The sequence below is a fragment of the Paenibacillus pectinilyticus genome, assembly GCF_001700435.1.
Taxonomy (GTDB): Bacteria; Bacillota; Bacilli; order Paenibacillales; family NBRC-103111; genus Paenibacillus_E; species Paenibacillus_E pectinilyticus.
In genome coordinates, this window is sequence record NZ_LYPC01000027.1 from 365,356 (window position 1) to 379,058 (window position 13,703).

12 protein-coding genes are annotated in these 13,703 nt (G+C 44.1%); 5 read left to right on the top strand and 7 right to left on the bottom strand.

Annotation, left to right across the window (positions count from 1 at the left end; translation table 11 throughout):
- The first annotated feature begins 86 nt into the window (after nt 1-86).
- Nucleotides 87-1,316, top strand: coding sequence for a helix-turn-helix domain-containing protein (locus A8709_RS23315; protein ID WP_065855663.1), 1,230 nt, complete (start codon nt 87-89; stop codon nt 1,314-1,316).
- Nucleotides 1,317-1,374: 58 nt separating this feature from the next.
- Here the strand turns inward: A8709_RS23315 and A8709_RS23320 are convergent, their stop codons facing one another.
- Nucleotides 1,375-2,118, bottom strand: coding sequence for an SDR family NAD(P)-dependent oxidoreductase (locus A8709_RS23320; RefSeq protein WP_065855665.1), 744 nt, complete (start codon nt 2,116-2,118; stop codon nt 1,375-1,377).
- 155 nt (nt 2,119-2,273) lie between these two features.
- Between A8709_RS23320 and A8709_RS23325 the strand changes: the two genes are divergently transcribed.
- Nucleotides 2,274-3,167 carry a LysR family transcriptional regulator gene (locus tag A8709_RS23325; protein WP_065855666.1) on the top strand — a complete coding sequence of 298 codons (894 nt, stop codon included), beginning with the start codon at nt 2,274-2,276 and terminating at the stop codon, nt 3,165-3,167.
- 59 nt (nt 3,168-3,226) lie between these two features.
- On the opposite strand, the gene A8709_RS23330 is transcribed toward A8709_RS23325, so the two are convergent.
- Both A8709_RS23330 and A8709_RS23335 read right to left on the bottom strand, forming a co-directional pair.
- Nucleotides 3,227-3,385 (bottom strand): hypothetical protein, encoded by a 159-nt coding sequence (locus A8709_RS23330; RefSeq protein WP_056616564.1) that lies wholly within the window; start codon nt 3,383-3,385, stop codon nt 3,227-3,229.
- A gap of 46 nt (nt 3,386-3,431) precedes the next feature.
- Nucleotides 3,432-4,349, bottom strand: coding sequence for an AraC family transcriptional regulator (locus A8709_RS23335; RefSeq protein WP_065855668.1), 918 nt, complete (start codon nt 4,347-4,349; stop codon nt 3,432-3,434).
- A 117-nt stretch (nt 4,350-4,466) separates the two neighbouring features.
- Between A8709_RS23335 and A8709_RS23340 the strand changes: the two genes are divergently transcribed.
- Complete coding sequence (locus A8709_RS23340; protein WP_065855670.1) at nt 4,467-5,813, top strand: DUF455 family protein; 1,347 nt, start codon at nt 4,467-4,469, stop codon at nt 5,811-5,813.
- Between the two features lie 63 nt (nt 5,814-5,876).
- On the opposite strand, the gene A8709_RS23345 is transcribed toward A8709_RS23340, so the two are convergent.
- From A8709_RS23345 to A8709_RS23355, 3 genes are all read right to left on the bottom strand, one after another.
- A complete protein-coding gene (locus A8709_RS23345) occupies nt 5,877-7,550 on the bottom strand; it encodes a type 2 periplasmic-binding domain-containing protein (protein ID WP_065855672.1) in 1,674 nt (557 codons plus the stop codon).
- A 107-nt stretch (nt 7,551-7,657) separates the two neighbouring features.
- Nucleotides 7,658-9,265, bottom strand: coding sequence for a response regulator transcription factor (locus A8709_RS23350; protein WP_065855674.1), 1,608 nt, complete (start codon nt 9,263-9,265; stop codon nt 7,658-7,660).
- A 2-nt stretch (nt 9,266-9,267) separates the two neighbouring features.
- Nucleotides 9,268-11,082, bottom strand: a complete 1,815-nt coding sequence (locus A8709_RS23355) for a sensor histidine kinase (protein ID WP_065855676.1) — start codon at nt 11,080-11,082, stop codon at nt 9,268-9,270.
- A gap of 145 nt (nt 11,083-11,227) precedes the next feature.
- Between A8709_RS23355 and A8709_RS23360 the strand changes: the two genes are divergently transcribed.
- On the top strand, nt 11,228-12,178 hold the full coding sequence (locus A8709_RS23360) for an ABC transporter permease (protein WP_065855678.1): 951 nt from the start codon (nt 11,228-11,230) through the stop codon (nt 12,176-12,178).
- A gap of 52 nt (nt 12,179-12,230) precedes the next feature.
- Nucleotides 12,231-13,103: a carbohydrate ABC transporter permease gene (locus A8709_RS23365; RefSeq protein WP_065855680.1), complete on the top strand. Its 873-nt coding sequence runs from the start codon at nt 12,231-12,233 to the stop codon at nt 13,101-13,103.
- Nucleotides 13,104-13,149: 46 nt separating this feature from the next.
- On the opposite strand, the gene A8709_RS23370 is transcribed toward A8709_RS23365, so the two are convergent.
- Entirely contained in the window at nt 13,150-13,614 is a 465-nt protein-coding gene (locus tag A8709_RS23370) for an SRPBCC family protein (RefSeq protein WP_065855682.1), read from the bottom strand.
- Between the last annotated feature and the right edge of the window lie 89 nt (nt 13,615-13,703).

The following is a 13,703-nucleotide window of genomic DNA, read 5'->3' on the forward strand; positions in this document are numbered from 1 at the left end:
TGGCTACTCACTCATTATAGATGATCACTCTCTCGTAAATATGGTATGATTATTTGAAAAACAGTATATTTATTAGGAGTCAATAGATGGAATTTAATCCTGCCTTTTTAGCCGAAAGTATTTATGAAAGCTTGCTGCTACCTGTCTATTGGTTGAGTGAAGATGTCACAGAAGATAAAGAATTTATCGAAAGCGATGTTCATCTTTCTTTTTCTGCGATACACAATCCCGAATATTTGCGACAACTGATTAAGCGAACGTGGGATAAGACATTTCCAGTTATCCAAACAACAGAGTTTCTGGAACAGTTTGTCTTGCAGCCTGTTTATTCGGAAGGGAAACGCATAGGGACATTCGTTGTTGGCCCCACGATTGATCATAGGGTAGCAGAGGAGACCATTCGAAATCTCATGAATGATAGTGAGGTTCCAACGAAATTGCAGCCGATATGGGCTGACTATTTACATAGTCTAACGATTGTTTCCAAACAGCGATTATTTCACATGGGGTTGATGATGCATTGGATTGTGAATCGAGAGGCGTTAGAACTGACTGATGTGCTTGAACTTAATTTTCGGTTGGGGCAACGGTTTGTTTCGGAGGAAGCCATTGAGCTCTCAATGTCCGACATGAAAGAGTTTGCTAGCCTTCACACGAGTCCAGAGATTGAACAAATCTTATTACGGCATATTAAAAATGGGGATAAATCAGCACTTAAGAATATGTTTGTCATGGGATCGATTGGGGAGGCGGGCACGCTTTCCAAACGGAGTCATTTGAGAAGCCGCAAAAATATTGCTATCTGCGGGATTGCTGTAGCCGTTCGCGCGGCGATAGAGGGTGGACTATATACGGAGTTAGCGTACCGCTTAAGCGATACGTATATTCAACACATTGAAGATCTGACGGATGTTCGCGCGGTAGAAACGGCAATGATTGATGCCTTCTTGGATATTGCAGGGCGCGTAAGCGAGAACCGCAAAGGGGCTGTTTCGAAGCCAATCGCGAAGTGCCGCGAATATATTTACAATCATCTGTATGAAGCACTGCCCATTGCGGAGCTGGCTGAACAGACAGGCTTGAACGGAACGTATTTATCCTCTCTTTTCAAGAAGGAAACAGGCATAACGATCACTACCTTTATCCAACAGGAAAAAATGGAAGAAGCTAAGAAACTGCTGGATTTCACAAGTGAATCGGTCTCCACGATTGCGACCCGATTGAACTACTATGACCAGACGCACTTCATCAAGTCATTCAAAAAACATGCCGGTGTCACGCCGAAACAATATCGCGATCGAAAGAAGTTGAAGTGATTGACGAAAACCCCGTGTCCGAGGACATGGGGTTTTATGGGTTATCAAAGGCAATTGCTTATTGAGCTGTATATCCGCCGTCTACCAAGAGGCTTGTCCCCGTAATGAACGAGGCGTCATCGCTAGCAAGGAAAAGTACAGCTTTGGCGACTTCATCAGGTCTGCCTAGGCGGCCAACAGGATGCAGACTAATGAGGTGCTCGTTAAGAGCTTCATTACGACCTGCAATCAATGGTGTATCAATGTAGCCAGGACAAATGGCATTCACGCGAATGCCTTCTTTCCCATAAGTAACACCTAAGCTTTGTGTTAATAATTTTACGCCGCCTTTGGCCGCAGCATACGCTGTTACACCGCTTTTACCTACATGGCTGTGAATGGAACCGCAGTTCACGATTGCGCCCCCAGTGCCTTGGAGAAGCATTTGTTCAATTGCATATTTGTCACAAAGGAAGACGCCGGATAGATTGATATCAATCGTTTTTTGCCACAGTTCATAGGATAATTTATGAGCGGGCGCATCGTTGGCAATACCTGCATTAGCAAATAGGATATCGAGCTTACCATAAGCTTTAACCGTTTCTTGAATCATCGTTTGGACGTCGGACTCTTTGGTCACATCCGTTTTCACGAATAACGAATCATGGCCCTGGGCATTGAGTTCTTCCGAAACGATTGAGCCTCGATCAGAGAAGTCGGCAATGACAACCTTCGCGCCTTCAACCGCAAATAATCGAGCTGTTTCCTCACCAATTCCGCTTGCGCCACCGGTAACAATCACTATTTTATTTTGAAATCGCATAGGAATCCCTGCCTTTAGTTATGATATGAAAGTGTAATCGGTCAGACAAGTTAAACAGCAACAACAACGTTACATATCTAGTATAAGTCTAATGTCCTTCTGATTAAATTAAGGATAACTTAGCCTTACTTAAATTCAATTAAAGGTTGTCTGCGATGAATATGGAACAGTTGGCGTATGTGGTGGAAGTTGCGAAAATGAATTCACTCTCCGCGGCATCTCAGCATTTGCATATGACATTATCCGCGTTAAGCCAGTCTATTTCTAATTTGGAATCCGAGCTCGGTGTGAAATTATTTACGCGTTCTAGGCAAGGTACCGTGCCAACGCCCGAAGGAAGGGTTCTTATTCAAAAGGCTGCTGAGGTACTGGATAAGGTACAGGAACTCAAGGATGAGGCACAGAGCTTTACAAGCACAATTACAGGCGAAATACGAATAGCTACGATTCCTGGTCCTATGTCTTTATTAGTTAAAACGATTGCAAGTTATAAAAAAGATTATCCGCACGTTCGAATTGAAATTTCCGAAAAAAGTTCGCAGGACATTCTGAACGATATTCATCATAATCACATTGATTTGGGGCTCATAGTTAGGTATGAGGAGCTGGAACCAAGCTTAGTTGATCTTATTTTTGATCAATTGGTTGATGCTAGAATGGTCTGCTGCGTCAGTAGAAATGGGAAGCTGGCCTTACAGGAATCGCTCAAACCCACAGATATTCTTCCAGTTCCACTTGTTTTATATCAGGAAGATTATGTTCGTTGGTTTGTGGATCAAATTGCTCTCACATACGGACCCGCCGATGTGCTGTTCACGACCAATAATACAGAAGCCATTAAACGTGCCTTGAAAGAAGAGTTGGCCATTACCTTAGGATTGGATTATAGCTTTACTGTCGAGGATCGTTTATTCAATAAAGATTACGTCCTCTTACCTGTGGATACCCCTGAAAATCGTGTCGTGCCTCTCGGTTGGGTGCATATTGGCAACAGAAAAGGAGCGAAGTGGATGAAGAGCTTCATGAGCAGGTTGAAATTGGAGTTGTAGGGTTCTTAAAGTGGAAATAGGGAAGGAGGCACAGCGTGCCTCCCTTGTTCTCACCAAATTTATCGATGCTCGACTAAATCAATGGCTCCTAGAATGACATGAGCAACCCCAAAGCCAAGAACACCAACACCTAGAAGCTTATACTTGCTTTTCAGCATGGTAGCACCAGACGCAGAAACAACAGTTCCAAGAACAGCAGGAATTAATCCCTCGCGCATGAACGTCACTCCCTTAGGTTAGTTTGGTAAGACAGCTTAGTTTGCTTCAACATGATGTTCTTATTCTTGAAATCGATTTACCCTCACGGAAATCTTTGGGGGATTGTTTTGTAATCCGTTTGAAAAGCTTGTTAAAGAAGCTCAGGTCTTCAAATCCGACCTGTTCCGCAATTGCAGCAATTTTGCTATCTGTGCGGATAAGTAGATCTTGAGCGACTTGTATGCGAATCGCGTTTCGATACTCGACGAACGTTTTTCCGAAATGCTGCTTGAATTTCACCGAAAATGTTGAAAGACTCATCCCGCTAAGTGAGCTCATTTGCTCCAGTTGTAATGGACTTGCGTAGTGAAGCGAGATAAATTTGGCCATATCCTCGAACAAGGCGCCGAAGTCTTGCAAGGGGGGCCAAGATGGATGCGTGTAGCTCGCATAGCGGCGGCTTAAGTCTATGAATAGCTCGATTAAACGATTTTTTATGATAATGCGATAGCCCATCGCTTTATGTTGAAATTCTTGCAGGAGTCGATCTAGATGCAAGACGATTTCCATGTGCTCATGTTGATGTAATTGTAACCTAGTCTGAAAACCAGCATAGTTGCGGAAGAACGGCTCCATATAATAAAAATCTAGGAAGGAAGCTTCTTTGGACAACGCTCGAATCTCTGATTCAAGGACAGATGATTGAAATAGAATATTGTAGACGACCAAAGTGCCATCACTTGCCTCATAAGCATGTGGAACATAAGGTTCGATTACGAAAACATCACCTTTCGAAATATCAAACGACTGCCCTCGATACGTGTGACGTCCGACACCTTCCGATACATAGACGAATTCGACGAACTGATGTGCGTGCAGCGGAATGACCTCACCGGGTGAGAAGGTATAACGCGCGGTGTAAAAGGGGAATTCTGTGCTTTCTAACCACATGGCATCCGTATAGAATAGTGCTTTCGTATCCACTTCGCAGAATCACCTCATAACCTCACAGAATAGACCAAGACTGTATTATTGAAACCCCTTACAATGAAAGAAAAAGCAACGATTTCTTTATTCTCACATGGAAGAGAGGATTTGACAATGACACAATCATTCCCCATTGAAACCTTTCAATCCGAATCGTTTCAGAATCAGTTAGGTGGCTATTGGATGAGGGTCGCAGATCAGGTTCAATCATTGAATCGACTTGTTTTTCTGGAGTGGGCCTCTTCGCGAATTATCGCTGGATGGGTTCCTGCTGCACCTGAACTGGCATGGAAATGCGAGATGACCCATATCATGTGGCATCAAATGACTTTCGCTGAACAGCTACGCAGTCGTAAGGAGGAATTGGCAGGTAACAGTAAGGTGACCATTCCGTCTGCCGCGCTGGAAGCACTTATACAAAATATTTCGCGCGCAGATACGTTTATGGCCTTTATGGCAGGGTGGTTCCTAGAATTCAACCGGTCTATGATGGATGCTTATGAACGGTTACAGGAAGCGTTGGACCCTATTTTCGATGCGCCTACGATCGAGCTTCTTCAGGACATTATCCCAAAGAAACGCAAACATAACGAATGGGCGAGACTGATCGTCCATGAAGCTGTTAAGCAACTGGAGCTTCTGCAAAGTGTAAATCGATTCCGAACATATGTGCGTGCGTCACTCCTGTATGCAGGTGGCGTGGATGAGAAGCAGGAAACGTTTGGAGGGGTTGCGCCATTGTTCCCGATTACCGAACCATTAGGTCCTGCACCTCGTAAACGAGCGAAGCCAAATAACGTGAAGACGACAGATGAATTCATCCCGCCTGTAGAAGTTGCGGATAATTTAAAAATTTTCATGTGGCATTATATGACCGAAATTCAAGTCGTCGATCCGATGTGCTACGTATTTTTCGGGCTTTCCGATATGCCATTCGAATTCTATTGCGACTTTAGCCGCCATATTTGGGATGAGACTCGCCATCATCAAATGGGGGTGCGCCGTCTACAGCAAATGGGCTTTGACACGAGTGAATTTGCCATACCGTATGGGGATGATGCGATTCATGAGCTGGAAAATTATTATTCGGAGCTTTCGATGGTGGGGGAGACATGTTCCTTCACGAGGAAGAAGAAATCCATGGAAACCTACTATGAGAAGGGGGACATTCTATCGGGTATGACAGCGGAAATTGATATTATTGATGAACGCTCGCATGTGAAATTCGGTAAAAAGTGGATACCTGTCATGCATAAAAACCGATCCGGGCACGATCAGAGCCTTGACGAAATCATCCGGGAAATCATGAATCGTTGGATCGATCAGGACCAGTCGGGGCTTGGCAGCCTGCAAGGTAATCCCGAATTGGCGAAGCTTCCTGAGGAAGAAAAGCGAAGTATAAAGCACTTCGCCTTTTGCAGCAAAATCGAGTTTAAGGATTTGAATTTTGGGAAATTGTGATGTCTAATAAGGGAACCTAAAAAGAGCTAGGCGCGTAAAGTCGCCTAGCTCCATATTTACATTCTATTTTTTGGACACAGACAAGAACCACTCGTTAACTTCCTTCGTTGTTTGATCCCCGCCATTCGCCTTCCAGCTGGCGACGAATTCGTCAAACGCATTGACTGGCAGCTTGCCATAAATGATTTTGTTGAAGGTTTCAAGCTCGGATTGGCGCAAAAGATTCCATTTCGATATCATCGTAGGCGTTGCTGCACCAGTGAAATAGTTCTGTTTGCGGATGTCCATTTGGGACATCACGACTTTCGCAGCATCCCAGTTTTCTGGTTTGCGGAAATCAGCGAGCTGCTTCTCGTATGGAGTTTCAGGCTTCTTACCTTCAGCAAGCTTAACCAGCGATTTGAAGTACAGATCTGGAATACGTGCAGGTCCGGTTATGAAGCTGAACTCATTGGAGAAGTCCTTGATTTTCTCTTTATCACTAGTCGGTTTGCCATCTATGATATCCCAGTCGTAGCCTTGTGCAAAGCCATATTCGAACTTGCTGCCGGTTTGCGGGTTAGCCAGGTTATCAAGCATGTAGTTGTAGTATAGGAAGAATGCTTCTGGGTGTTTGGCATCTTTATTAATCATAAAGGAGCTGTTCACACCGCTGTTTTGCCACTTCGTACCCGCAAGTCCGTCTGGACCAGTAGGAACCGGATAAGCTTTATATTTCGAGCCTTTTACGTTCTTTAACAAATCCGGAGCTGGCCAGTCAGGAACCCAGTTAGCGCCAGGCAGAACCCCTGCATTTCCTTTGGTCCAGATCTCAGCTGATTTCCCCTCGTCCCACAAAGCGGCATCCGGATGTATATAGCCTTTGTTCATCCATTCTTGCAATTTGGCAAGTGCTTTCTTGGCTCCTGGATTAACAGAACCATATTCAAGATTGCCACTTGCATCTTTGTTCCATTGCTCCTCAACAGAGCCATAAGCTCCGAACAGCCAATCAAGTCCGCCCATCCAAGTGTTCGTATTGTTCTTCAATGAAATCGCGAGCGGATAGACATCCTTAGCAGCAAGCCCGTCCGGGTTCTGATTCTTGAATTTGTCCATTACGTTTTCTAAATCTGCAATTGTCTTGGGAGCTGAAAGATGCAGCTTTTCCATCCAATCTTCCCGCAGCCATAACATGGTATCGTCGTTGTCGGTATATTCAAGAATCGGCAGGTTATACTTCTTGCCATTCCGAGTGAAAGGGTACCACAATTCTGGATGCTGAATCGTATGGTCTTTCCATATTTTATTGGCGTACTTCTCAAATAGGGCATCAATGGGCACGAACTGACCGGAATCAATCAGTTGGTTGGTCAGAACAGGATCAGTCGGTACGAATACGAAATCAGGCAACTTCTCGCCGGAAGCAATCGCAAGTTGAAGCTTTTGCTTATATTGATCCGCGCCTGCAGGATACCAAGTGTCTTTATGCTTGATACCGAATTGTTCCAGCATCCAACGGTCATGAACATTATTTTCTTTCGTATCGCCTTTCACATATTTCTTAGGCATTAATACAGTGCTAATCTCAATCGGCGGATCGTATTTGCCTTTCTTGAATGCAGCATCAGACGATGCGGACTCGTTTGAAGCGGAATTGGATGGCTGTGCGTTCTCCCCAGATTTTCCAGTACATGCTGTAACAAGCATAAGTGCTGTGACTGTGAGCAGCATCCATGGTTTTTTGAATTTACTCATTGGTGATCTCCCCCTGCGGTGTAAAATAACTACATGCTAACTCTACCAACTTATTGGGGATGGTATCTATATGATAATCTTAGTTTCCGTAAGACTTTGTTAGGCAATTAGATGCCGTCTCTATATTCTTGCGGTGTAACAGTGAATTGTTTTTTAAACACTTTAATAAAATAGGCGGGATCCAAATAACCGACGTCCATGCTAATTTCATATACTTTTTTGTCCGTTGTTTTTAGCAAATGGCTGGCACGTTCCATGCGGAGAGAGATCATGTAATCGCTGATGCCTTGGCCGGTTTCAATCTTATAAATTTTAGATAGATGTGTCGGGTGCAGGTTCACATGGTCGGCGAGCGCACGGAGCGATACGTCAAGATGCAGGTTTTTCTCTGCAAAATCCTGTACTTTTTTCACATATAGGGAACGAATATCTTTGACTTCATTCGATGTATTTTCTTTGAGCTTACTCAGTACGCCCAGCGACCACTTTCGAAGTTTACTGATGGAGGTGAATGCATCTCCGTTCTGCAAAGGTTCAATATCTGGTCCTAATAACTTGGTCAGCGTATAGCCATTTCGATGGGTAAGATGAGTGAAGGAAGAAGCGATTACAAATCCAGCCTCCATACAGTGCTCCCAAGATTCGGACCATCTCTGCTCCAACTCCGTAAATATGCTTGCCAGTTTCTCTTCAGCGGCTTCCCAGCGCCCAGCCTCCAGTAAATGAATCAATGTAGGAGGGAGCTGGATGGCGTCCAAGGTTCCCTCTGAAATGTTCGTCTCTAATTCACTGACGCGAAGAACAAATTCTCGCTCGTCACCGACAATTTGTCGGAAATAGGCCGATGCTTTCCTGTAGTTGTCCGGTAACTGATTGGGGAACTGGAACAAATCCGTGATGACGATCGACAGTGATCCTTTTAAGAACTGTTTCACTTTATACTGAAGCTGCATAGCCAGCTTTTCTAGCATCGTATCTTTGCCGGGGAGAGAAAGATCCCCCTTGAGCTGAAGCAGAAAGGCAAGATAGCCATGCTCCTCCTTCACCCCCCAGACCTCTGCATATTCGCCAATAATCTCTTCGGCCATATTGATGATGGCATATTCCATCAACTGTTGACCATTGTTGGAATATTGTTCGAATTCTTCTTCCATTCGCACGAGGACAAGGGCACAGTCGCCCTCGTAGAAAGGTAACCCGTAACTCTCCAGCTTCCGGCTCCATTCATCAGTGGGCATGCGATAACCCCGCAAGGCGTCAAGTAGCAGCTGACCACGCAGATAAGGTAAATTCTCACGAAGGGTGAACTGAGTGCGCTCATTGGAGCTGATGCTTTCCCATTCGGTATTCAACTGATCGATAGCTGCTTTGACAGCTCCGAATAATTCATTGTCAGTCGGTGGTTTCAAGAGGTAGTCTACCGCTTGGTTCCGAACGGCCTCTTTCGTAAATTCAAAGTCAGAATGACCGGATAAAATAATGCATTTTATTTTTTTGTCAAACATACGAATGCGTTCTATCAACTCTATGCCTGTCATTTCGGGCATCAGGATATCCGATAAGACAATATCGATAGGGTGCGTCTCAAGGATTTGAAGAGCCTCATGTGCTGAATACGCTTTGTGAACCTGTTCGATCCCTAGTGTGTGCCAAGGTTTGTGCATAGCAAGGTTGTCTACCCAATGTGCTTCATCGTCTACTATGATCATCTGCATGGTTATTTGTCTCCTTGAATGAATGGATGATGGCGATGTTCTTCCCCAGAGTTGATCTCCCAAACTATTTCAGTTCGGAAACCGCCTAGATGTGATTTTGTAAAATGAAGATGGGAAAGACCGCCGAATTGATGGATGATACGCTGATTGGTATTCCAAAGGCCGCAGCCCATTTGCTCCTGCAGCGGCTCGCGCAGCTTACGATTTAGGGCCTCTTGCTGATCCTCCGCCATGCCTGGACCATCGTCATCGATGTAAATCCGGCAGCAGCCGTTCGCCATCTCGCCGCTTATTCGAATTTCACCCGATGAATACGATTTGCCTACGCCATGAATGACGGCATTTTCCACGATGGGCTGCAGCATTAAGCGCGGAACTTGTTGATTCAGCATGTCAGGTGGGATATCGATTGTGTAATAGATTCGGCCGTTACGCAGCTTCTGAATGTCCAGATAGTTGATAATCAATTTTATTTCTTCATCCAGACTAGCCGTTTGCCGCTCCATGCGGGTCGTGTACCGGTAATAGGCGCTTAGATTATAAGCCATGGACACGACAGCTTCTTCGTTCTTCATCTGGGCCATATTCACAATGTAGCCGAGGCAGTTATAAAGAAAATGCGGATTAATTTGAGCCTGTAATTGTTTCAAAATCGCGTCCCGAGCCCGAAGTTTCTCATTCAGTACGTTTTCGATTAAGCTCTGAATTTGCTGAGACATATCATTAAACCGATAGAAGAGAAAAGAAAACTCGTTGTTTACATTGGGGTTGATCCTTACCGAGAAATCCCCCCGTTGCACACTCTGTAATCCGCGAATCAGCTTTCTGATCGGACGTTGGACATTCCGGTATAGCAATACAGAAGCAGAAATACCAACAACAAATAGGAGAACCATCGCCAAATAAAATAAATTACGACTAAACGAGATGGGGCCTAATATTTGGTCGAGTGGAACAATATCAACCAGATGCCAATCCAAGAGGGGAGATTTCACCGCACTAACCAAATAATTTTTATTTTCTAATCGAACGACCTGCTGCATCGTATCTTTCAGAGACTGGCCGTCCAAATAACGGATCAAGTCATCCGAAAGCTGCTTCGACGCACTGCGGTTAAGGATCGGAGTCTCGCCTTTGTGATAAAAGAAAGGATCTCCTTGACCGCCTTCTTTATAGGTGTCCAGCATATTTTGAATATTTTCGTGACCAAAGCTGGCCTCAACGACCAAATTGCTTCCGTTAAGCGTGTTTTGTTGACCGAATGAATCCGTATAGAACCAATAAAAGGATTGCGGCGTGCCTGGAGCCACGACGTCTCCATCACCATAGGTCCATTTTCCAGTCATATTCCTTTTCAAATACTCCTCATCATACGCGAATGTTTTCGTCGCATTCGAAATGGTTTCCTTGTTCTGTTGGGAATACACCGTGTATTTGACTGGCCAAATGTTCATTATACCGGACTGCAGCACCATCTTTTCCTGGACCACATATCTCGTCTGCATGCGATCATAGCGATCTTCCCAGATATTCAACCCATTAAACTTCTGAACATTCGGATCTTTGGAAAAAGTCATGACAAAGTCCATCATCTGATTGATCCGCGAATCAATTTGACTGGACAAGAAAGAGAGTTGTTTGATGTTAGAAACTTGAAGCTCCTTGCCGATAACATCAAACGCGATTCGGTTGGAATAGGTAAATACAAGAATGATCGGGATGAACAAAATGAGAATAAGACCGTTCATTTTGGTAAATAGACTAAACTTGAAACTAACCCTTCTTTTGACAAACCCAATACCTCTTTGCAGCTCCATAACTGATCCCCCCAGAAGATGTCCCTAACAAAACCCTATCTATCCTAACAATGTCTTATAGTTTAACCGTAGAGTTTGTTGTTACTATATATATCAGGGTTTCTCGAAATACACAAATGAGATTTATGGAACGGGGTAGAGAGCGATGGGAGCGAATATAGGACATCAAGTGACCCACAAGGACACCGAGCGCGCGAAAAGGAAAAGCGGCTACAAGCAGCCATGGATGCTGCATCTGATGGTGCTGCCGGCTGTTATATTAGTTTTTGTTTTTTCATATGTTCCCATGACAGGGATCGTGATGGCGTTTCAAGATTATAAGTCAGCATTGGGAATAACCGGCTCGCCGTGGGTCGGCTTGAAGCATTTTCGTTATATGTTTGAGAATGACTACTTTTTGAAAATTACGTGGAACACCCTATTCTTTGCCTGTACGAAGATCGTTATGAATTTAATCATCCCGTTTATTTTTGCTCTTTTATTGAATGAGGTAAGGAAAAAGGGGCTCAAAAGATCGATTCAAACACTGGTCTACTTTCCTCATTTTCTTTCATGGGTCACTCTCGCAGGGATACTGATTGATTTGCTTTCTCAAACGGGACTTGTTAACCAATTCCTTACCAGTGTGTTTGGCATTAAGCCGATATTCTTCCTCGGGGATGGCAGTTGGTTCCGTTTTACCATTATCTTCAGTGATGTCTGGAAAGAATTTGGGTTCAATACGATATTCTTCCTAGCGGCGTTAACGGGCATTAATCCAGCACTGTACGAAGCAGCAGAAGTGGATGGAGCGAGCCGGCTAAAGCAGGCGTTACATGTTACCATTCCCTCATTGATACCGATCGCAATTGTAGTTGCGACGTTGGCACTGGGCAATGTATTGAATGCCAATTTCGACCAAGTGTTTAACTTGTATAGTCCTCTGATCTATCAACAGGGTGATATTATCGACACATTTGTGTACCGGGAAGGTCTTCTTAGTGGGCAGTTCAGCTTCGCAACGGCAGTAGGTTTATTCAAATCAGTGATCAGTTTAGTTCTAATCATGATATCCTATCGTCTTGCTTATCGTTTTGCGGGGTATCGAATTTTTTAATTGAATGCTTACGAAGTTAGTTTTCCTAGGAAAACTTGAAGGAGGACATCATATGTATCACAAAACGTTATCTTATCGCATATTTTCCGTGTTTAACAATACCTTGTTGATCATCATCTCTGTTCTTTGTTTACTTCCGTTATTCCATTTGTTAATGGTCTCTTTAAGCTCAAATGCTCCCGCTAACGCTGGGCTCGTTACCTTTTGGCCGATTGGCTTTACATTCGAAGCCTATGAAAAAACGTTTAACAATGCGCAATTTCTTACCTCACTTGGGGTTTCTATTAAGCGAACTGTTGTTGGAACAGCGATGGCGATGTTCGTTAATGCGATAGCGGCTTACGCACTCTCGAAGGATACTCGCGTCTTTCGCGCGCGTACCGGCTATCTCTGGTATTTTGTCATCACCATGCTGTTCAACGGGGGCTTAATTCCGAACTATATCCTTATCTATAAGCTTGGTTTAATGAACACGATGTGGGCGCTCATTCTGCCAGGCATGGTGGCGGTCTATAATCTCATTCTACTTCTGAACTTCTTTCGGAACGTTCCTAAAGATCTCGAGGAGGCTGCTTTTATTGATGGAGCGGGTCATTTTCGAACCTTCTTTATGATTTACTTGCCCATCTCGTTGCCAGCTATTGCGACAATTACCTTGTTTACGATGGTAGGACACTGGAACGCGTATTTCGATGGCTTGATTTATATGAAGGATGCAGAACATCTTCCACTTGCAAGCTTTATGCAAACCATAATCGTCCAAGCAGATATGTCGAAGATTGATCTATCAGCGGTTGCGAGTCAATCACAACGAACGATTCGAGCGTCTCAAATTTTTATTGGTGCACTGCCCATATTGGTGGTGTATGCGTTCCTGCAACGTTTTTTTGTTAGTGGAATTTCAATCGGTGCCGTCAAGGAATAGGTTTCGTTAAATATGAACACAACCTGGACAAGAAGAATAGGCTGGACTAATCGGGAATAACCGGGGGATTGTCGGAATGACTTGTTTGATGCTTGATTGTCGTCAGAACATTTTCCCAGTGAAGCTTCATTTGTTCACGCGTATTCGCATTGTCCAGATTCTCTTGATGGAAGCTGATCGTTGTTCGATCAGGATTATCGGAGATCAAGCGGATTTGCAGCGTAGATGGCTTTGCCCATTCGTTCTTTCTCCATTTTAAGCAAAGTTGTTGAAATGGTTTGACGACTCTAAATTCACCCGAATTACCCTCACTTGTCGTAAAGGTCTCCCCCTCGTTAATAGCTAGGCCATTTATGTTACCGAGCCATAATCCTAGCCCTTCGGAAGAGATAAGAAACGCCCAAGCCTCTTCTGGCGAAATTGGAAATATCCTCCGAACCCCAATTTGATAACCCGCCGATGCTGTTTGTCCAACAAGTTTGTCAGCTTTGGACTGTTGATTATTGTTCATGACAACCCCTCCTTATCCAATTTTCATAAAACACGTCATTAATTATCGTTAGGATGAATTTGCGCATCTGATATATGGATATAAGTGAT